At 62.4% G+C, this 19,271-nt stretch carries 17 protein-coding genes; 12 read left to right on the forward strand and 5 right to left on the reverse strand.

Going from position 1 to position 19,271, the window contains the following annotated elements; all coding sequences use genetic code 11:
- Nucleotides 1-67 precede the first annotated feature (67 nt).
- From I2I01_RS22605 to I2I01_RS22620, 4 genes are all read right to left on the reverse strand, one after another.
- Nucleotides 68-2,272 carry a DUF3945 domain-containing protein gene (locus I2I01_RS22605; protein ID WP_196288806.1) on the reverse strand — a complete coding sequence of 735 codons (2,205 nt, stop codon included), beginning with the start codon at nucleotides 2,270-2,272 and terminating at the stop codon, nucleotides 68-70.
- A 223-nt stretch (nucleotides 2,273-2,495) separates the two neighbouring features.
- Nucleotides 2,496-4,505: a conjugal transfer protein MobC gene (mobC, locus tag I2I01_RS22610; protein ID WP_196288807.1), complete on the reverse strand. Its 2,010-nt coding sequence runs from the start codon at nucleotides 4,503-4,505 to the stop codon at nucleotides 2,496-2,498.
- 135 nt (nucleotides 4,506-4,640) lie between these two features.
- The gene (locus tag I2I01_RS22615; protein WP_196288808.1) at nucleotides 4,641-5,513 is read right to left on the reverse strand and encodes a relaxase/mobilization nuclease domain-containing protein; all 873 of its coding nucleotides are present in this window, start codon (nucleotides 5,511-5,513) and stop codon (nucleotides 4,641-4,643) included.
- A complete protein-coding gene (locus I2I01_RS22620; RefSeq protein WP_196288809.1) occupies nucleotides 5,510-5,833 on the reverse strand; it encodes a plasmid mobilization protein in 324 nt (107 codons plus the stop codon). Before I2I01_RS22620 ends, I2I01_RS22615 begins: the two co-directional genes overlap by 4 nt.
- Before the next feature lie 696 nt (nucleotides 5,834-6,529).
- Between I2I01_RS22620 and I2I01_RS22625 the strand changes: the two genes are divergently transcribed.
- The 9 genes from I2I01_RS22625 (at nucleotide 6,530) to I2I01_RS22665 (ending at nucleotide 16,380) form a co-directional block, all read left to right on the forward strand.
- A complete protein-coding gene (locus I2I01_RS22625) occupies nucleotides 6,530-7,315 on the forward strand; it encodes a ParA family protein (RefSeq protein ID WP_196288810.1) in 786 nt (261 codons plus the stop codon).
- A 61-nt stretch (nucleotides 7,316-7,376) separates the two neighbouring features.
- The gene (locus I2I01_RS22630) at nucleotides 7,377-8,081 is read left to right on the forward strand and encodes a hypothetical protein (RefSeq protein ID WP_196288811.1); all 705 of its coding nucleotides are present in this window, start codon (nucleotides 7,377-7,379) and stop codon (nucleotides 8,079-8,081) included.
- A 173-nt stretch (nucleotides 8,082-8,254) separates the two neighbouring features.
- Nucleotides 8,255-10,120 (forward strand): sensor histidine kinase, encoded by a 1,866-nt coding sequence (locus I2I01_RS23620; RefSeq protein WP_196288812.1) that lies wholly within the window; start codon nucleotides 8,255-8,257, stop codon nucleotides 10,118-10,120.
- A 32-nt stretch (nucleotides 10,121-10,152) separates the two neighbouring features.
- Nucleotides 10,153-10,917 carry a LytTR family transcriptional regulator DNA-binding domain-containing protein gene (locus I2I01_RS22640; protein ID WP_196288813.1) on the forward strand — a complete coding sequence of 255 codons (765 nt, stop codon included), beginning with the start codon at nucleotides 10,153-10,155 and terminating at the stop codon, nucleotides 10,915-10,917.
- A 144-nt stretch (nucleotides 10,918-11,061) separates the two neighbouring features.
- The gene (locus I2I01_RS22645; RefSeq protein WP_196288814.1) at nucleotides 11,062-12,114 is read left to right on the forward strand and encodes a sensor histidine kinase; all 1,053 of its coding nucleotides are present in this window, start codon (nucleotides 11,062-11,064) and stop codon (nucleotides 12,112-12,114) included.
- 15 nt (nucleotides 12,115-12,129) lie between these two features.
- Entirely contained in the window at nucleotides 12,130-12,915 is a 786-nt protein-coding gene (locus I2I01_RS22650; protein WP_196288815.1) for a LytR/AlgR family response regulator transcription factor, read from the forward strand.
- Nucleotides 12,916-13,204: 289 nt separating this feature from the next.
- Nucleotides 13,205-13,741 carry an RNA polymerase sigma factor gene (locus I2I01_RS22655; RefSeq protein ID WP_211538131.1) on the forward strand — a complete coding sequence of 179 codons (537 nt, stop codon included), beginning with the start codon at nucleotides 13,205-13,207 and terminating at the stop codon, nucleotides 13,739-13,741.
- Nucleotides 13,742-13,809: 68 nt separating this feature from the next.
- Nucleotides 13,810-15,408 (forward strand): c-type cytochrome, encoded by a 1,599-nt coding sequence (locus I2I01_RS22660; protein ID WP_211538133.1) that lies wholly within the window; start codon nucleotides 13,810-13,812, stop codon nucleotides 15,406-15,408.
- A gap of 108 nt (nucleotides 15,409-15,516) precedes the next feature.
- On the forward strand, nucleotides 15,517-16,380 hold the full coding sequence (locus I2I01_RS22665) for an alpha/beta fold hydrolase (protein WP_196288816.1): 864 nt from the start codon (nucleotides 15,517-15,519) through the stop codon (nucleotides 16,378-16,380).
- Nucleotides 16,381-16,471: 91 nt separating this feature from the next.
- Here the strand turns inward: I2I01_RS22665 and I2I01_RS22670 are convergent, their stop codons facing one another.
- Nucleotides 16,472-17,425, reverse strand: coding sequence for an alpha/beta fold hydrolase (locus I2I01_RS22670; RefSeq protein WP_196288817.1), 954 nt, complete (start codon nucleotides 17,423-17,425; stop codon nucleotides 16,472-16,474).
- A gap of 293 nt (nucleotides 17,426-17,718) precedes the next feature.
- Between I2I01_RS22670 and I2I01_RS22675 the strand changes: the two genes are divergently transcribed.
- Genes I2I01_RS22675 through I2I01_RS22685 form a run of 3 tightly spaced genes read left to right on the forward strand, consistent with a single transcriptional unit; the run spans nucleotide 17,719 to nucleotide 19,254 of the window.
- A complete protein-coding gene (locus I2I01_RS22675) occupies nucleotides 17,719-18,546 on the forward strand; it encodes a hypothetical protein (RefSeq protein WP_196288818.1) in 828 nt (275 codons plus the stop codon).
- A 47-nt stretch (nucleotides 18,547-18,593) separates the two neighbouring features.
- On the forward strand, nucleotides 18,594-18,911 hold the full coding sequence (locus tag I2I01_RS22680) for a DUF4134 domain-containing protein (RefSeq protein WP_196288819.1): 318 nt from the start codon (nucleotides 18,594-18,596) through the stop codon (nucleotides 18,909-18,911).
- 10 nt (nucleotides 18,912-18,921) lie between these two features.
- Nucleotides 18,922-19,254, forward strand: coding sequence for a DUF4133 domain-containing protein (locus I2I01_RS22685; protein WP_196288820.1), 333 nt, complete (start codon nucleotides 18,922-18,924; stop codon nucleotides 19,252-19,254).
- Nucleotides 19,255-19,271 lie beyond the last annotated feature (17 nt).

Consider the following 19,271-nt stretch of genomic DNA (forward strand, 5'->3'; position numbering starts at 1 on the left):
AAAAGAAGCCCGGAAGTGGGCTTCCGGGCTTATAGGGTAAGAAATAGAGGTTTGGAGGGAGGCCCGGCTAGTGGCGGGGTCCCCGGGTTTTCACCTGGGGCGCTTCGGCTTTCACGGGGGCCGGGGCCATGGTCGGGGTGGTGGCTTTCACCGTCTGCTCGGCCCGTGGGGCCTGGCGCTTGCCCAGTTCGTGGGCGGCCGGTTTCACCTCGATGCAGGCCTTGGCGGCATTTACCTGCACGGTGCCGTCGAACTTCTGGCCGCCGTTGCCGCTGGCCATGTTGGCCAGCGCGACCACCTTGCCTTCGCGCAGGTCGTGGCTCTGCTCGGGCGTGAGCTTGACGCCGGCCACGGTATCGTGCAGGGTCACTTTGCTTTCGGGCAGCACCACGACCTTATTCATCGCCTTATCCACGGCCACGTAGCCGTTGAACTCCCGCCCCTGCTCGTCCTTGAGGCCCCGCACCAGGCCGGCGTTACCCTCGGTTTCGAGCCGCTGGCGCTGCTCTGGCGTGAAGGGCTGTCCCCCAATTTCGTTGGGAATGACCAGTTTTTCCTGGGGCAATTCCATTTTAAGTGTGGCCGTGCCGTCGGCCTCGCGGTGGAGCACCATCTTGCCTTCGAACTTCACCGGCTCCTGCCCTTCCTTGCCCGCTACCTGCATGGGCAACAAGTCGGTTTTCTCGCCGCTGAGCAGCTTTTGCAGCTGTCCGCTGCCCGTTAGCTCAGCCAGGTTCAGCCCGAGGGAGGCCAGCACTTTCTGCGGCACTTCGTCGGCTTTGAACAATGCTGCCGACGGGGCAGGCCCCGCGACGGTCTGGCGGGCGGCCTCCACGCCGGGTTCAGCAGCCACGGCCGGTGCCTTGGCATCCGGGGCCGGCGGGCCTGGCAAAAGCTCCGGCTGGGCCGCCCCTGCGTGCCGGGTCAGGCGGGCTTGCAAATCCTGACGGGTTTTCTCATAGTCGACTTCCAGATTTTGGCGGGTCTTCGGGCCACCGTTCAGGTGGGCGTAGAAGTTCTTGAGAAACGCCGACGCGGGGTTGCCGCTGGTGTCGATGTCAAATATGCTCTTGCCATCGCGGATGACCTGCTCGGTAGTTTTGCCCTGCTGCTGGGCCAGCTGCTGCACCCGCTGCCCGGCGGCGGCCTGCTGCACCTGCTCCGGGGCCGTGAGGGCGTGCTTGGGTACGGCTGAGAGCTGGGCACTGAGCGCGTCCCACTGCTTCACCCCAAAAGCTTCACGCACCTGCTTGCTGCGCTGCGGCTCGTAGTCGTCATCGTAGCCCACTTCCTGCCGCCGGGCGGCGGCCTGCTCGGGCCTCTCAACCACGGCCATGCCGTTCCCCACTTGCCGGAAGCCCTGCAGTGCGGCTTCGAGCTGGCCCAGCTTGTGCGACTCGGGGTCATAACTCACCGCGAAGCCGCCGCTGAGCTTGCCGGCCGGGTCGCGCGCCAGCTGCAAAGCGCCCACTGCCACGCCGGCTTCCTTGAGCTGGTCGAGGTAAGCCCGCATTTCCAGCAACGGGGCCACTTCGTCGCCCTTCTGCTGCCAGGTGATGCGCAATTCCCCGACCGGCTCCGTGCTGGCCGCGGTATCCGGGGCTGGCGCCACGGGCGGCTGCTCGCGACTTTGCCCCTCCCCTACCGGTTGTTGCCGTTCCGGCGCGTCGGTGCTTTCGTCTAATTCCGCTCGGGCTTCATCTCGCAACCCATCAGCGTAAGTGGCCCGGCTCTCGTCGGGTCCTTGCTGCGCGCGGTTGGCCACTACTTCCAGCTCCGCTTCCGCCTCGGTGCGAACAGTGCCGACAGTGGTAGCTACCTCGCTGGCCAGCTCCTCGGCCCGCGTCGTTAGTTCAGCCTGCTGGGTAGCCTGTGGGGTTACTTGGCCAAATACCTGCAACCGCTGCTCTGGTTCGGTGGCGGTGTAGCCCACACGCCCCTGCTCGGTGATTTTCCAGTTATCGCCCACCTTTTCCAGCAGCGTAGGCTTTTCTACCGCGAGAAACTTGTCCTCCCGGCCGGGCAGCCTATTGGTGGTAAAGGCCCGCATCAGGGCGTGGTCAAAGGCATTCAGCAGGCGGCCATCCGCACCGGGGGCCGGCAGCAGGGCCGCCTGATTGGGATTGGCGGGATTAATCTGAATCTCATAGAGGGAGTGCCCGGCGGGCTGCCGCTGCAAGCCCTGGCCGCTGAGGTTGCCGTTGGAAGTCGGCACCGCACTCATGTACCAGCGCTCCGGCGTGGGGGTATTCACTTCATCTTGCTCAGCCATAGGAGGAATGGGTAGGTGAATAAAAGCTGCCCTTCCGGCCGGCGCAGGCGCGGCCAGCCCGGAATTCGACGCTGCAAACCTACCGGCCTCCATCAGGCCCTGAGCAGAATATTGACGAGTGGGCGGAATTAGGCCGTGAGGTGCCACCTTGACACACGAACGGCGCGGAGCCGGAGCGCTAACCCCGGCTTCGCGCCGTTTGGCTTACCCACCTGTCCTAGCCTTACTTTTCTACTTTCTCCTTGATGAGATGCCGCAGCGTGGGGTCCTGCCCGATGCGCAGCAGCTCCCGAGCGCACAGCTCCTTTACCTCGGTTTTCACGCGGTTGAAGTTGGCCTTAATCATCTCCTCGGCCTCGTCCTTGCCGGTGGCCGGATTAATAAAGCTGGTGATGTCGGGGATGGGTTGGTAAGCCTGGGCCTCGGCAGCTACTGCCTTCACGTCCACCTTAATGCGGGCGTGAAACACCTTCTGGTCGATTTCCTCGCCGAAGTTGTCGGCCACCGCGCCCACGAAGTTGCCCTGCGTGAGGTTGGCAATGGTGCTGGCCGGAATCATGCTGTCCATCTGCGTGGACAGGCTGGTACTGGTTTCCCGCATATTGATACTCAGGCTCTGGCGCTGCTGCAGAATCTTGCCAAACCGCTCGCTCAGCCACTTGCCGCTGTTGCCCGACACCTGCCCGCTGAAGACGTTGCCCACCGTGTTCTTGATGACTTCGGCCTCTTTCTGCCCGTAGTCGCGCTCCAGCTGGGAGAAGTCCTGGAAGCCCAGGCAGGTGCTCACCTTGTTGCTGCGGGCCGTGGCAATGAGGTTATCGAGCCCCTTGAAGTAGATGGTAGGCAACTCGTCAATGATAATCGAGGATTTGCGCTTGCCCTTCTGATTCACCAGCTTCACCAGCCGGGCATTGTAGAGGCCCAGCGCGGCCCCATAGATGGCCTGCCGCTCGGGGTTGTTGCCCACGCACAGCACTTTGGGCTCCTCATTGCTATTGATGTCGAGCGTAAAATCGTTGCCCGACATTACCCAGTACAGCTGCGGTGAGGCCAGCCGGCCTAGCGGAATCCGGGCGCTGGCAATCTGCCCTTCCAGCTGCTCAATGGCATCCTTCTGGAAGGCCGATACGAACGGCTTCACCAGGTTCTCAATTTCGGGGTATGAGGCCAGCACCGGGAAAATCTCCTCATAGTCGCGGCTCAGAAACTCGATGACGTGCGGGAAGGTGCAGTACTTGCCCTTCTCAAACAGCTTCAGAAACCAGATAATGGCCGCCACGAAGTTGATGGGCGACTCCACGAAAAAGTCGCCCTGTTTCTGAATCCAGCTCTTGTTGAGGTTGAGCATGATGGTCGAGGCGCTTTCGTAGGCATCCACGATGTCGGTCATCAACTCGGGCAGCAGCGGGTTGCAGCGGTGGCTTTTGCGGGGGTTGTCGAAATTGATGACGTAGAAGCCCACCGGCTTATCAAACTTGTCCTGATGACGCAGCAGGGTGTTGTAACAGATGCGGCTCAAATCGTCAAACTTGTAGTCGTAGATGTACATGCAGAAACCCTTGGCCAGGTGCTGCCGGATAAATTCGTTGATGATGGCAAAGCTCTTGCCCGAGCCGGGCGTGCCCAGCACCATAGTGGCCCGAAACGGATTCACCACGTTCAGCCAGCCGTGGTGGAGCTTTCCCCGCAGCTGGTACTCGGTGCGCAGGTTCACCGAATACTCGTTTTCCATCAGCCGCTCCTCCTGCGGGAAGCTCTCGTTGGCCTTGTTGAAGATGTCCTTCATCAGGTCGTTGTTGAACAGCCTACTCAGCCAAGCCCCGGCGCTCAGCAGCAGCAGAAAGCCCGCCGACAGCAGCCCAGTATAAAGCGCCGTCGTCAGCCCGGCCCCCAGCGCGAAGCCGCGTACCAGGTCCGACCCGTAAATCAGAGCCAGCCCGATGGCCGCGTAGCCAGCCACCGAAGTCCCTTTCAGCTTTTCATTGGCCCGCCCCCGCGTGCCGAGGCAGCTCAGCAGCAGGAATACTACGGCCAGCGTCTTGCTCACCCAGCTGGCCTTAAACAGAAACGTGTTCCGGGTAAAGCTCTCCAAAATATGCTCGACCACGGCCGGTGTCCAGCCCATGCTTTTGAAGTAGCCAAAGCAGTAATAGTAGATGTTGATGCCCATCAGCACGATGGCAAACAGGCGCATAAACTCCATGATTTTCCGCAGTCCTTTCTCGTCTTCCATCGCTTGAAACGCTTGGTGAATCAAGCAACCTACCCCCGCTGGCAGCACCCAGCGCGTATTATTTGACGAGCGGTCCAAAGTCAGCGGTGAGGTGCACGCCGGGCACACGAATGAACCGCCCCACCCGCGCGGCCGCTACCGGGCGGGCCCCTTCCGGCCGGGGCGCTTCGTGGGCTCGGGCCGACTGGGCTTCGGCTGCATGGCGGGCGTGACTGCATTAGGCACCTTCGCAACTTCCGGCCCCAATGCCGCCTGCAGCCCGGGCGCGGCCAGGGCTTCGCGCAGCTGCGCCCCTTTGAAGCCCACCTCCTGCCCCCGGACGGCCACGCCGTTCAGTTCAAAGCTCACGCCCCGCAGAACACCGCCCTTGTCGTGGGTGTAGCGAACTGCAATCAGCTCTTTTTGCAATTGCAAAGCGAGCCACTCTTCCCCTCCCCTTTCGGCCTGCGCGAGTATCAGCTGCAATGCCCGGCTCACCTGCTCCCGCGCCTCCTCCTTCGTGGGGTCCAGCGCCCGCAGGCTGCGCCGCCGCTCGGGGATGGGCTCCATGCCTAGCTCCTGACTTATCTGCCGGGTGATAGCTGGCTGGCGGTAGAAGTTGTTATCCGTCCGCAGGGCCGGTCCCCCATCAATCGGCACCCGGTTCAGGTAGATGTGAACGTGCGCGTGCTTCTTATCCCGGTGCTCATAAACCACCACCTGGTGCCGGTCAATGGGCGCGCCAATCAACTCACAATACCGCTGGGCGGCGGCTACTTTCTGCTCCTGGCTCACCACCTCCCCCGCCTTCCATGAGAGCACGGTATGCCACACCGGCTTCTGAATCTTTTTACTCTGCGCCGCCACGGCTCGCATATCCTGCGCCATCTCCCTGGGAGTCCCCGGAATCAGATTAGCCACAACCAAAAGCGGGGCCTCCCCCGGCTCCTTGCCCCGGCCCTGACGCTGTCCTGCTCCGTAGGTTAGCGCCCCCTCAAAGTCATTGCCCGTGGTGGTCTTTGCAATCATACCAAGTACCCCCTGATGATGGCTAGTGCCTGTACTAACTGAGCCTCGTGGGAGCTGAATGACTTACCAGCCTGCGCGAGGCGCGCAATCTGATTAAGGTTAGTACCGATACCTACCAGCTGTCTACGCAACTCCGGCGGGATACTTTCTTTGACCTCCACCCCCCGGCCTACATCACGCAAATAAGCCGATACTTTCTTGTAGCCGGCGGCGGCAGCTTTTGTCTGCAAGTCCTTTTTCTCATCCGGGCTCACCCGCACATCAATGCGCAAAGTACGGGCTGCTTCAACGGCATTCTCAGCTTGCTTCTCTAGTTCCATGATGATTCTGGGGACGTTAGCTTACCCAACTTTACTAAAACTACTTTAGAATTTCGAATTGCTAAACACTATACGCTAAACTAGCAAGCCAAGCCATGTGAGCCTGCGAACTTGGCGGTGTCATTGACTCGGGCAAACGAAGTTTGTCCGGACAATGACATGGCTTGCTGGTCGATGAACGAGCTAGTGGAACGGGGGCGTTGAACGGTGTTAGGACTAAGGTTATGATTAGTGTGTTTTGCCACAATGCAACTTTAATACTTTGCAACTTTACACCCGCTAAATTCACCAATTTTGTCTGGAGCAATTCGCATCAGCAATGGAGCATTGCTGCCCCATTACACCATTGCACCTTTGCCACTATACAACTTTAGTGAGGATTGGATTTAGCGCGTCCGGGCATTTGATTATTTGCACCAATGCACCGAAACAACTTTGCAACTTTACCACAGAGCACATTCACAAAATTTGCCATAAAGTTGCTTTGCAACAATACAACGTATTACCTTCGCCACACTACAACTAAACAACACTGCAACAGAGAAACCTTGTTATCTTGCCACTTTGCAACTGGGCAACTTTTATCTTTTGCAACAAAGCAACTTTAGTGTCTTGCACTATTGCACCTAAGTGACTTTACAACAATGCCACTTTGCAACTAACAATCCAACGTCTTTAAACCTTCTGGCCCTTCGCATGAATCAACCCCACGTACTCGCATTTGCCACCCAGAAGGGGGGCGCTGGTAAGTCGACCATCGGCACGCACATGGCCTCGGCGCTGTGCTACTACTATGGCTATAAGGTGGCCATGGTGGACTGCGACTACCCGCAGAACTCCCTGCACGCCTATCGCCTCGAAGAGCAGAACCGGCTGCAGTCGGAAGCGCCGTTTCAGGCCCGCTTGCTGAAGCAGGGCATTCCACCGTACCCGGTCATCATTTCCAGCGTGGAAAAGGCCGTGAGCTCCATCGAAGGGTTGTTTGAGCAGGACTACGATTTCATTTTGGTGGATACGCCCGGTACGGTGAACGTAGTGGGGCTCCCGGAGCTGCTTCGGCTGGTGGACTACATCTTCCTGCCGATTGAGCCGGACAAGGGCTCAATCGCCTCTACTATGTCCTACATGGGCATCCTGGGCCAGTTTGTGCAGGCCCGCGACGAAGACTCCAACCTGCTGGGCTTCTACGCCTTCTGGAACAAGTTTGTAAAGTCCGAGAAGAAAGGGATTTACGACAAGACGGAGGAGCTGTTTCAGGAGAAGAGCCTGCCCTTGCTCAAGAGCCGGGTGGAGCTGCTGATGACCTACAAGGAAAACCGCTCCACGATGTTTCCGCTGCCGGAGCGCGACCTCAACCGCCTCGGCCTGGGTCAGCTCATCCTGGAAATCCTGACCCTCGTGGTAGGGGAGGGGGCGGTCACGCCCTCGGGTAAAACCATTGCGTTCACGGCCCCGGCCGTCGAGTCAGCCCCCGGCGCGTAGCCTTACGGTTCATCCGCCGCTGCTTTTCCTTTAAAATTTCAAGCTTGCATCCTCCTTCGTCATGGCCAAAGCCTCCACCAAAAAACCTAAACTCACCCCGGAAGAACAAATGGCTGAGCTGGCCCGCCTGACGGGCTCCGTCGCGGCCATCAGCCACATGGGGACCAGCCAGCCTTTCGTACTGCCCACCCCGGCCCCGGAGGCTACGCCCACTCCGGCGGCTACGGCTCCGGAGTCAGCCCCAGTGTCCGTCGAAGCCGCGCCTCCGGTACCAGCCTCAAAACCGGAACCGTCGGTGCCGGTCGCACCCGTGGCCGCCTCGGAGCCCGCGCCTCAGCTGGCGGCGGCTCCCGAGCCAGCCGGCAGTGCAGCCCCAGTAGAACCAAAGGGAGAAAAACCATCGCCCGTGGTAGCACCGGCACCACCGGCCGCTCCGGCTGCCGAGTTGCCCGTTGCAGATGACCTAGAGGAAGAAGAAGAGGTAGAAGTCGAAGCTGCGCCGACGCCAGCGGCCACGGGGGACGGCAAGGACAAGCTGGACCTGACTTCCCTCTTTGCAGATTCGGCGGAGAAGAAGACTTTTCAGATTCGCATCACGGCCAGCCACCAGCAGTTTTTCCAGCAGATGGGCCTGCTGCTGGGCGGAGGAGCTTCCTCGACTGATGTGATTCACAACATCCTCGCCCAGTTCAAGGCGGCGAACGAGGCCCAGATTCAGAAAGCGTTTCAGCGGCAGCTGCGCCAGATGATGTCGCCCAAAAAGTAAACGTATCCGTTAGGGGCTATTTCGCCGGCCCGGCTCGATTGGAAGCCGGGCGGTTCTTCTATCCCTATTTCAAATTCCCCCTCCGCTGCCGGCCCACCTGGGCAGGGTAGGGGAGGGGCCCTATTCTCTACCAGCAATGCGTACCAGCAGTACTATCATTCTCAGCCAACAAGGTGCGTCGAGGCGACGTGGCGGGCGGTAAGCGTTTGACCGTGCTGGCCCTGCTGTGGGCCGGTACGGTAGCCCGCGCAACCTGTTTGCCGGCCGAAAACAGCCTGGCCTCGCCCGGGGACAGCGCCACCGTTGACTCGCTGCGCGAAGTGGCCCGGCGGCAATTGCCGGACTCGGTCCGGTTTCAAACGCTGCGCGCCCTGAGCGACGCTCTGTTTGCCCAGGATGAGCGGGAGGCCCGCCGGGTAGGGGAGCAGGCCGTGCAGCTGGCCCGCCACCGTCGGGACTGGCCGGGCGTGGCCGATGGCTTGTACCAGCTGGTGGTGAACTGTGAACGGGCCGCCGACTACGTGGCGGCCATGCAGTACAGCCAGGAAGGTGCCGGCGTGGCCAGGGTGCACCGGCTACCCGACGAGTGGCGCTTCACCCAGTGCATGGGGCTGGTAGCGGTCGATACCAAAGATGTGAAAGGAGGCCTGAAGTATATGCGGCAGGCCTACCAGCAGCAAGGAGCCGTGGGCAACGTTCCACCCCGCGAGCGGGGCGGCCTGCTGCTCAACCTGGCCAACACCTTTCTGGTGATGCAGCGCTACGACTCGGTGCTGCACTACGCGACCCGGGCGCTGCCCTACATGCAGCGCGCCAGGGATGCCCGGGGCCTGGGCTACGTGTACCAGTTCCGGGGCGAGGTGTACGCCATGATTCAGCCCCAGACCAGGGTCACGCTGGATTCAGCGGCCACGAACATGAACCGGGCCCTGCGCATCATGCAGCGTCACGGGTTTCGGCCCCAGATAGCCAGCTCGGCGCTGGCGCTGGCCCGCGTGTACCGGTTGCAGGGGCAGCCGGCCGTCTCGCAACGCATGGCGGAGCTGGCCCTCACCCTGGCCCGCGAGTTGAAGATGACCGACTACGAGGCCGACGCCCTGGCCAACCTGGCCTGGGCGCACGCCGACCAGGGCCGGATGCGCCGCTCCTTCGACCTCGACAACCGGGCGCAGGACCTGCGCGACTCCCTCTTCAACGGCGACAAGGCGCAGGCCCTGGCCCAGCTGCAGGTGCGCTACGATGTGAAGCTGCTGACGGAACAGAAGCGGGCCGCCGAGTTTGAGCAGCGCAGCCAGCGGGCGCAGTTGCACTCGCTGTGGCTGCTGCTGGGCGGGCTCACGACAACCATCGGGGTGGGTAGCTGGCTGTACTGGCGGCTGCGGCGGCAGAAAGCCCTGCTGGCTGTGGCTAACCAGGCCAACTGCCGGTCCGTGGCCGAAAAGGAGGTGCTACTGCAGGAAATCCACCACCGCGTGAAGAACAACCTGCAGCTGGTGAGCGGCCTGCTGGGCTGGCAGGCGACCACCTTGCCCGAACCCGCGTTGGTAGCCGCGCTGGACGCTAGCCGGGTAAGAATTCAGAGCATGGCTTTAGTCCATGAATTCTTATATCAAGCCGATAATCTAGCCGAAGTACGCATGGACCAGTACCTGCGCGAACTACTTGATTCTCTGAAAACGGCGCTTACTACGCCCGAGCAAACCATCCAGCTGAGTACGGACCTGGCCCCGGTAATCATGAGCCCCAAAGAGGCCAGCACGCTGGGCCTGGTGGTGAACGAATTGGTGACCAATGCGTACAAGCACGCTTTTCGGGGCCTTCCCGAGGGCCACCTGCACGTTTCCTTCGCCAGTCGTCCCGGCGGCTTTCAGCTCACCGTCGCCGATGATGGGGGCGGAATGCCGGCCGGCGACGCCCCGGTAAAAGCCCACTCCCTGGGTATGCAGCTGGTCCGCACGCTCACCAAACAGCTGAAAGCGAAGCTGGTGGTGACCCGTTCCTTTCCCACGGGCACGCATCTGGAGGTTACTCGTGAATGACGAGGCTCCCGGTGTGGCCCTTATCCCACCCTATGTCTACCATTCTCATAGTTGAAGATGAATTGCTTATTGCCGCTGAGATAGAACGCACGCTGGTTCGACTGGGACACACCCCGCTCGAACCCGTCGACAACAGCGATGAGGCCCTGCGCGTGCTGGCCACGCAGCCCGTGGAGTTGGTGCTGATGGACATCAACATTGCCGGCGACTGCGACGGCATCGCCGCGGCCCTGCTTATTCGCCGGCAGTTTGCCATACCCGTGGTGTTTCTCACGGCCCGCTCCGACGCGGACACCCTCAACCGGGCCAAGCTGGCCCAGCCCTACGGCTACTTGGTCAAGCCCTTCACGGATGATTCCCTGCGCGTGCAGGTAGAGCTGGCCCTCTACAACGCCTACCAGGCCGGTCCCACCGGCCCCATGTCCGACACCGCCAATGCTGGCGGCACGGAAGTGCTGGGAACGGCCGAGCGCTGCCCCAAGTTCAAGGACTACCTGTTCGTGCGCAAGGGCTCGGGCCATGTGAAGGTGCTGCTCGCCGACATTCTCTACTTCGAGGCCCTGCAGAACTACGTGCGCATGCACACGGTGCGGGAGAACTTCGTGTTCGACTCCACGATGAAGGAACTGGAGCAGAAGCTGCCCGAACAGTTTTTCAAAACCCACCGCTCCCACATCGTAAACCTGGACCATGTGCAGGCTTACGAGGAAAGCAGTGTGCTGCTAGGCAAGGATTACATCCCAGTCAGCCGCTCGTGCAAGGACGAGCTGAAAAACCGTATTCATCTGGTGGGGTAGGATGGAAGCATGCCGTTTTGCCGGAAAGCATTGCTACCTAGCCGGCTCGCTACCTGGCACCGGATGGATGGGTTATGCTGAAATGCGAATTTTCAACTTCGGCGGGCAGACGTTCGTTTAACCGGGCAGCACTTGGCTTGTCCTATGGTCCTTTTACCACGCATTACCTGGTTTCGCATCGCGGCGGCGTGGGGGCTGTTTACGCTCTTTATGCTGGTGCTGGCGTATGCGCAGGCCCTCACGGGGGCGACGCCCCTGGTCTGGCGCACACTCCTGCTGGCCCCCCTTATTTATGGCCTCATTGGCACGCTGCTCACGCCGCTGGTTTTTGGGCTGGCTGCGCGCTTCGACTTAACGGCGGGCCGTTCCCGCTGGCTGCCCTACCTGCTGGTGCACGCGGTGGCCAGCGTGGCCATTACCGTTGCTTACCGGGGGCTGTTTCTGGGGATGCTTTACCTGGTGGGCATTTCTGCGACCCCCGTTTCGTGGGAGGCAGTATTGTCGACGGTAAACTTCTGGGTTCCCATCTACTGGATGGTGCTGTTCGTGGCCTACGCCCTCGATTACCACGACAAGTGGCAGCGGCGCAACCTGGAAGCCGCTCACTTACAAGTGCAGCTGGTGCAGGCCCAATTGCAGGCGCTGAAGCAGCAGCTCAACCCGCACTTTCTCTTTAACACCCTCAACGCCATTGCCACGCTCATTGGCGACGAGCCCCGAAAAGCACAAAGCGTGACGGCCAAGCTCGGTGAATTCCTGCGCATGGTGCTCGACCACGCCGATGCGCAGCAGGTGCCGCTGAATCAGGAAATGCATTTTTTGCAGCTCTACCTGGAAATGGAGCAGGTGCGGTTTTCTGACCGGCTGGCCGTGACTTTCGCGGTGGCCCCGGCGGCGCTGCCCGCCGTGGTGCCGCACCTGCTGCTCCAGCCGCTGGTGGAAAATGCCGTCCGGCACGGCCTGAGCGCGGCGGGGATGGGCACCATCCACATTCAGGCCGACCGGCAGGGCGAGTACCTGGTGCTGGAAGTGCGGGATTCCGGCCCCGGCCCCAAGCCGGAGGGCCCGCGCGGCGTGGGCCTGGCTAACACCGAGCAGCGCCTGCGGGCGCTCTACGGGGAGCGGTACGTGCTGACCCTGGGTCCGGCCCCCGGCCAGGGCACGGTGGTCCACATTGAACTCCCTTTTCTACTCTAACCACTGCTGCAGACCATGGACCCCATCCGCACCGTGATTGTCGACGATGAGCCCCTGGCGCGCCGACGCATTCGGCAGCTGCTGGCCGACGCGTCCGGCTTCGTGGTGGCCGGCGAATGCACCAACGGGGCCGAGGCCGTGGCAGCGCTGTCCGGGGATGCCGCCGTTGACCTGGTGTTTCTGGATGTGCAGATGCCGGATTTTAGCGGCCTTCAGGTCTTGCAGCAGCTGTCCGCCTTCGCCCTGCCGCTGGTGGTTTTCGTCACTGCCTACGACCGCTACACACTGCAGGCCTTTGAGGCGCACGCCGTCGACTACCTCCTCAAGCCGCTGGACCCGGAGCGGTTCAGCCGCTGCCTGGCGCACCTGCGGCACCGCATCCATCAGCAGCGGGCCGGCACGGTGCCGCCGCCGTGGGAGACCCTGCTGCGCACGCTGCCGCTGGCCCCGCCGGCCACGACGTTTCCGACGCAGTTGCTTATCAAGCAGCCGGGCCGCTTGTACTTCGTGCCCGTGGCCCAGGTGCAGTACCTGGAGGCAACCGGCAACTACGTCACCGTCCACGCGCAGGGCGAACCACATCAGCTGCGCTCCACCTTAAGCCAGCTGGAGCGGCAGCTGGACGCGACCTTCTTTCTACGCATCCACCGCTCCCTGATTGTCAACACCCAGTACATTAAAGAACTGCGCCCCTGGACGCACGGCGAATACTTGCTCACCCTGCACGACGGTACGCACCTAACCTCCGCGCGCAGCTGCAACGAAAACATTCAGCAGTTTCTGAAGCAATTCGCTTCGTAGGCTCGGGAGCCTGGTGCATCGCAGGCGCTAAAACGGGCAATCCGCCCCAATTCAAGGCCATTTCATCCCAGCCCAGCTTATGCGATGGTGAAATATTCGTACGCCGGAGCAGAACATTGCGTAGTACAGACATCAGGGCTTGACGAAGCAATCCCTATGTCTGCACTACGACCTTTATATGCCAGTTTCTACTATCCTTCAGTCTTCTGCATACCCGGCAGATATCCCCCGGCAGTGGGCACCGCCGGGAGAGTTACTGCTTACAATCACGTCACCTAGCCCTGTTTTCTTGGCGGGTGAAGACCGGGAAGCCGCCCTTGTCGCGCAATTAATCGCCCGCGACGAACGGGCGTTGCGCGTACTCTACGACCGGTACGCCAACAACCTGCTGACAGTGATTCTGCGCGTGGTGCGCGACAAAGCCCTGGCCCAGGACGTTCTACAGGAAGGCTTGCTCAAAGTCTGGCTCAGCATTGCCAGCTACGATGCCTCGCGGGGCCGTCTCTTCACTTGGATGGTGCGCGTGTGCTGCAACCAGGCCATCGACGCGGTGCGCAGTCCCCGGCACCGCTTCAACTCCGCCACCCAATCGCTGGATATTACCGGGGTCCAGCGGGCACAGGCCGCGACCAGCTTTAACCCCGAGCACATCGGCCTGCGCGAGCTGCTGCTGCACCTCAAGCCCCGGCAGCGCGAGGTCATCGACCTGCTCTATTTCGGCGGCTGCACCCAGGTAGAAGCCGCTGAGCAGCTGGGCATTCCCCTGGCCACCGTGAAAACCCGCGCCCGCGCCGCCCTGCTGGTACTGACCCGGTTTTCTAATTAAGCACCTGTATTCTAACTGGCTAATAGTACGCTCTTGTCATTTTCTTTTAACCCCTAACGCCTGACCCGATGGCCCACTTTCATCACCTCCGAGTGCCCGCTCTGCTCGTTTCCGGTTTGGCCGTAATAGCGGCTGCCGCCTGCCAGGGCGGAGGCACGACCCAGACCAATAATGAGGCGGCTACGGCTCAAAAGGCCGATACCACGCAGGCCGGGGCTCCTTCCACGGCTTTGCAAGCGGGCAGTATTGAGCGGGGGCGCGAGGTATTTCGCCACGAGACCTTTGGGGATGAAGGTTTCTGGACCGACGCTGCCCGCATGCCCCAGGGCATGAAAGCTGCCCGGCTGACGGTGCTTGACGCGTTGAAAGCCGGCGTCAACTTCGATGTGGAGGCCATGCCGGCCGACTTGAAAGCGGCCCTGGCCAGCGAGGTAAAAACCGACCACTCGCCCGCGAAGGCACCCAGGCTCAACGACCCGGCCACCCTCGAAGCGCTGGTGAAGGCCAACGCCGTCATCGGCATGGTGCCCAAAGGCGCGAAGGTGGGCGTCACCTGCGCCCTGTGCCACACCATCACCGACAAGTCGATGTACGAGTTGACGGGTAAAGGCACCATTGGCAAGCGCATCGATGGGCCAACGCAGCACGCCCTCAACGTGGGCAAGTTGCTGGCGACCTGCGCGAACACGCGGGCCTTTTTCACCACCGCGCAGCTGCAGATGCCCGATGGCAGCACCATCGGCCGGGCCGCCAAGGGCTTGACGGCCCAGTCGACGGAAGCCGAGTTCGACGCCTATTTCAGCAACCCGAAGTACTACCCCATCGGCTCGTTTGACGACTCCCCGGACGGGGTGGGCAACCCGATTCACATCACGCCCTTTTTCCGGCAGGATTTGGCCGCGCCCTACGGCTCGTCGGGCCAGAACAGCGACCTGAACGACTTCAACAACACGGTGTACACGGCCCTGTTCGACCAAAGCAACCTGCTCTCGGAGGGCGGGCGGCAGTTCATTCACACGCTGGGGGCGGCCGCTGGCGACTCGATGCTGGCCGGCTACACCAAGGTGCTGGCCGCCACGGGCGTCACGGGCTACCCCTACGTCACGGCTGCGCTCAAAGGCAAGCCCGGTGAGCCGCCCACGCCCACCGGCAAGCGGGTGGATGAGCAAAAGCTGCGCGACCTGCAAGCCTACGTCAACAGCCTACAGGCCCCGAAGGGCGTGGTGACCAGCACCGCGCTGGTGGCCAGCGGCCGGGCGCTGTTCGTGGCGCAGAAGTGCACCTCGTGCCACAACACCAATCAGGGCGAAGCCGTGCAGTCGAAGCTGGTGCCGATGAACGTTATCTGGCCTGCCTACGCGCCCAAAGTCATTGCTCAGCGCAAAGCCCCGCTCACGCCCATCCAGAATTCGCCCGGCACCTTCGATGACAAGATGGTGGTGGTAGATGCCAGCCCCGGCGGCGGCCCGCGCGGCAACGCGCTGCCCCTGCTGCTGGACCTGGCCCGCAAGCCGGTTTTCCTGCACGATGACTCGGTGCACAGCCTCGACGAGCTGCTCAATCCCAAACGCGGTAAAACGGCCCCGCATCCTTTCTACGTCGTCACGCCTTCCCAACGCACCGAGCTGGTGGCGTACTTAAAAAGCCTGGACACCGACAGCAAGTAAGCTCCCGGCGGCCAGTAGGCAGCTGCGCAGGACTTTGCCGCTACCCGCCTCAGAGCGGCCTTTCAATCAGGCAATCCATTTTCCATCGTTCACCATTTTCCCAATCCCATGAGCTACATCAAAGCCGGCCAGGATGCCAACGGCGAAGACATCAAGCTGCACTACACCGACCAGGGCCAGGGGGCCGTGGTGGTGCTTATTCACGGCTGGCCCCAGAGCCACGAGGCCTGGACCTACCAGTTGGGCGAGCTGCCCAAGCACGGCCTGCGCGTGGTGGCCTACACCCGCCGCGGCTTCGGCAACTCGTCCAAGCCCTTCGAGGGCTACGACTATGACACGCTGGCCGACGACCTGAAGGCCGTGCTCGACACGCTGAACCTGCAAAACGTGACGCTGGTGGGCTTCTCGATGGGCGGCGGCGAAGTGGCCCGCTACATGAGCCGCCACGGCGGGGCCCGCGTGGCCAAAGTGGCCTTTGTGTCATCGGTGACACCTTATTTGCTCAAAACCGACGACAACCCTGATGGTGTGGACAAATCCACCTTCGACGACATCCAGGAGAACATCGCCAAGGACCGGTTCGGCTTCCTGCAAACCTTCGGCAAGCAGTTCTACGGCGACGGGCCACTGAGCAACCCCGTGAGCCAAGCCGTGCTGGACTGGTCGTTCGGCATGGCGGCGCTGGGCTCGCATCAGGCCACGGTGGCCTGTGGCCACGCCTTCGCCGAAACCGATTTCCGCCAGGACCTGGCGGGCATCAAAGTGCCGGCCCTGGTCATCCACGGGGCCGATGACAAGACGGTGCCCATCAAAAACAGCGCCGACCGCATGAGCCAGCACCTGCCCCACGCCACCTACATCACCTACGACGGCGCGCCGCACGGCCTGTTCATCACCGAAAAGGACAAGCTCAACCAAGACCTGATTGCCTTTGCTACCGGCGCGGACGTGCGCGCCGGCCAGAATAGCTAAGCGGCTGCTTAACCTCGAAAAGCCCCGGTCCTGCGAAGGAGCCGGGGCTTTTTTGTGGAGCGACTGGCGGCGCCAACTTGCTAACGTCCGCTTACTCCCCGGGCGACCGTTGCGGTTTTCGCCGCGCCGACCACAGCCAGAGCCCCCCGGCCAGCAGCACCAGCGCGGCCCCTACGATAGCCGCCTGGGGCAAGGCCGGTGCCGTCGTTTCTGATTTTTCTGGTTTTACTCCGGCAATGGCGGCATCAGTAAAGGCCGCGCGGCTGGTGACGGCCAGAATCAGGCGCGCGGCTTCGGCGGGCTGGTCCCACTGCGGAAAGTGGCCGCAGTGCTCGAACCAATAGAGGCGCGCATCCGGGAATTTCTCCAGCGCCAGGGCCGACTGGCTGGGCAGGCACACCCGGTCCTGCCGGCCCCAGCCAATGACCAAGGGCTCGGGAATGCTGCCCTGGGGGGCGGGTAGCTGCACTTCGCCGTGCGCCAGCTGGTCGAGCAGCTCGTCGAAGGCGGGCGAGTGGGCAAAGCTGTACATCTCGTCGCGGGCTACCTGCGCGTCCACGGCCCAGGGCCGGGCCGAAAACTGCGGCAGCAGCACGGTGCGCCCCACGGCCGAACCGGCCAGCGCGGGCATCACCGGCTGCAGGGCCCTCACCAGCTTCCCGGACAGGGACACCGAGTGGTAGAAAAACGGCACCTGCCAGCCCTGCCAGAACCCGCCCGGGTCCAGCGACACCACCGCGCCGAGCACGCCGCCGCGCCGGGCCAGCTCCAGCACCAGCCGCGCGCCCATCGAACTGCCTACCGCGTCGATGCCGAGCAGGTCGTGTTGGGCCAGAAAGTCCGTCACCGCATCGGCCAGGGTGCCGATGGAATGGAGGCCGGCCAGCTTCGGGGTGTCCCCGTGGCCGGGCAAGTCCACGGCAATGACGTCGCGCTCGGCTGCCAGCGGGTCGAGAATGGCGTTCCAGGACCGCCAGCTGCCGCCGAGGCCGTGAACCAGTAACAGGGGGCGGCCGGTGCCGCGGCGAACGAAGTGCAGGTCCATAGAGAAGGGAAAAGTGTAACACCTAAACGTAGGGCGGCAATAAATGGCTCACCACATCGGTCCGGCACGTTGGGTCCACGTGATGCTCACGCAAACGGTAGTTTTCTTACTATTTCAAGTTTAAAGGCTGTGCCGTTCGTGTGTCGGGGCTGCACCTCACCATCGAATTCTAACCATTCGTCAACTTTCTACCCAAGCGGTTTATAGCCCGGATAGGTTTGTAGCGTCAAATCACGGTTTGGCAAGTTCACGCCCGGGCCGGTCGGCCTGGGGTGCCACGCTATTTCCCCGCGATGCTCAGCGCCTATTCCTGGGGCCAGTTTGGCCTTTTCGTCCTGGTTGTGGTTGTTCTGTACTACCTGGTGGTGGGCCTGCTCTACTACCGGGTAGAACTCACGGCCCTGCTGACGCCGGGCAAAAAGATGGCCGGTGCCCAGCTCGCCGGCGTGGGCGGCAGCGCGGCGGCTCCGCCCTTGCTGGTGCGTCCCACCTCAGCCTTCGTGAAGGCCACGCCGGGGGTCACGGAAGTCCGGGAAGATGCCGATGACGCGGAACGTACCGAAGCCGGCGCAGACCAGAACCTGCCGGCGGCAGCCGAGCCCTTGGTCAGCGGGGTACTGCCTGACTCCACCGGTACAGCCACTGGCCACGACGAAAGCACCAGCGACACCGCCCCAATGGAGGCCACGGCCGCCGCGGGCGACGAGGCGCAGGTGCAGGACGAAAACCGCACCGAGGAAGCCGACCAGGCCGATGAGCACCTGGCGGCGCTGGTCCGGCGCGAATCCCATAACCCGCTCCCGGATTCAATGGCGGCGGATGCGCAGGTTGAGGGGGCACTGGAGCCCGAAACCGTGCAGCTGCCCCTGGTAGCGGATGGCTACGAGCCCCTGGCCAGCTTCGAGGAACCGGTGGCTTCGCGGCTGGACATCGCCCCCGTGGACCCGCCCCGGCTGGTGGCCGCCGCTTCGGTTGCTGAATACCTGACCCTGCTGCAAGCCGGCCAGCAGCCCGCGCCGCCGGTCGAGTTGGCCGGCACCACCCTGGCCGAGCAAATGGCCCAGCAGATGGCCCTCAACCACGCCGAGCTGGATGACCTCTTCGGCCCCGACGATGAGTAGCGCGGCCTTCTTCCTAATCATTGATTCCCGATTCCTTTTCCCTTGCCATGACTAAGAAACCTTTCGTTACCTCGCTGGCCCTCGTGGTTCTGCTATTAAGCTCACAACTGCTTTACGCTCAGACCGGGGGCGGCAACGGCACGGCCGGCATTCAGGATGCCACCACCCAGGTCACCAGCTACTTCGACCCGCTGACCAAGCTCATGTACGCCATCGGCGCGGTGCTGGGCCTGGTGGGGGCCATCAAGGTCTACGGCAAGTGGAACGCCGGCGACCAGGACACCCAGAAAACGGCCGTGTCGTGGTTTGGCTCGATGATTTTCCTGGTCATCGTAGCCACGGTGGTGCGCTCATTCTTCCTCTAAGCCGTCGCCCATGCCCATCTACGACCTCAATCGCGGCATCAACAAGCCCGTCGAATTCAAGGGCCTAGTGGGCAGCAACATCTACTTCCTGGCCGCCGGCATCGGGCTGGTGTTCGCCCTGTTCGTGACCTGCTACCTGCTGGGCCTGCCGCTGGTGCTCACGGTGCTGGTCACCTTCCTGGCCGGGGGCGGCATGTGGGCCGGGGTCTTCGCCCTGAACCGCCGCTACGGCGAGCACGGGCTGATGAAGGCCGCCGCCCGGCGCTCGTCGCCCCGGTACATCACCAACCGGCACAGCCGCTTATTCCAACGCCTCAACGAAGACCCGACCAGCCGCGCCTAGCGGCTGGTTTGGGTGCT

It is taken from the genome of Hymenobacter properus, from assembly GCF_015694735.1.
GTDB classification, from domain to species: domain Bacteria; phylum Bacteroidota; class Bacteroidia; order Cytophagales; family Hymenobacteraceae; genus Hymenobacter; species Hymenobacter properus.

Excerpts from the sequence above, each read along its gene's own strand:
- I2I01_RS22605 (WP_196288806.1), bottom strand. The coding sequence starts at position 2,272 with ATGGCTGAGCAAGATGAAGTGAATACCCCCACGCCGGAGCGCTGGTAC.
- mobC (WP_196288807.1), bottom strand. The coding sequence starts at position 4,505 with ATGGAAGACGAGAAAGGACTGCGGAAAATCATGGAGTTTATGCGCCTG.
- I2I01_RS22615 (WP_196288808.1), bottom strand. The coding sequence starts at position 5,513 with ATGATTGCAAAGACCACCACGGGCAATGACTTTGAGGGGGCGCTAACC.
- I2I01_RS22620 (WP_196288809.1), bottom strand. The coding sequence starts at position 5,833 with ATGGAACTAGAGAAGCAAGCTGAGAATGCCGTTGAAGCAGCCCGTACT.
- I2I01_RS22625 (WP_196288810.1), top strand. The coding sequence starts at position 6,530 with ATGAATCAACCCCACGTACTCGCATTTGCCACCCAGAAGGGGGGCGCT.
- I2I01_RS22630 (WP_196288811.1), top strand. The coding sequence starts at position 7,377 with ATGGCCAAAGCCTCCACCAAAAAACCTAAACTCACCCCGGAAGAACAA.
- I2I01_RS22640 (WP_196288813.1), top strand. The coding sequence starts at position 10,153 with ATGTCTACCATTCTCATAGTTGAAGATGAATTGCTTATTGCCGCTGAG.
- I2I01_RS22645 (WP_196288814.1), top strand. The coding sequence starts at position 11,062 with ATGGTCCTTTTACCACGCATTACCTGGTTTCGCATCGCGGCGGCGTGG.
- I2I01_RS22650 (WP_196288815.1), top strand. The coding sequence starts at position 12,130 with ATGGACCCCATCCGCACCGTGATTGTCGACGATGAGCCCCTGGCGCGC.
- I2I01_RS22660 (WP_211538133.1), top strand. The coding sequence starts at position 13,810 with ATGGCCCACTTTCATCACCTCCGAGTGCCCGCTCTGCTCGTTTCCGGT.
- I2I01_RS22665 (WP_196288816.1), top strand. The coding sequence starts at position 15,517 with ATGAGCTACATCAAAGCCGGCCAGGATGCCAACGGCGAAGACATCAAG.
- I2I01_RS22670 (WP_196288817.1), bottom strand. The coding sequence starts at position 17,425 with ATGGACCTGCACTTCGTTCGCCGCGGCACCGGCCGCCCCCTGTTACTG.
- I2I01_RS22675 (WP_196288818.1), top strand. The coding sequence starts at position 17,719 with ATGCTCAGCGCCTATTCCTGGGGCCAGTTTGGCCTTTTCGTCCTGGTT.
- I2I01_RS22680 (WP_196288819.1), top strand. The coding sequence starts at position 18,594 with ATGACTAAGAAACCTTTCGTTACCTCGCTGGCCCTCGTGGTTCTGCTA.
- I2I01_RS22685 (WP_196288820.1), top strand. The coding sequence starts at position 18,922 with ATGCCCATCTACGACCTCAATCGCGGCATCAACAAGCCCGTCGAATTC.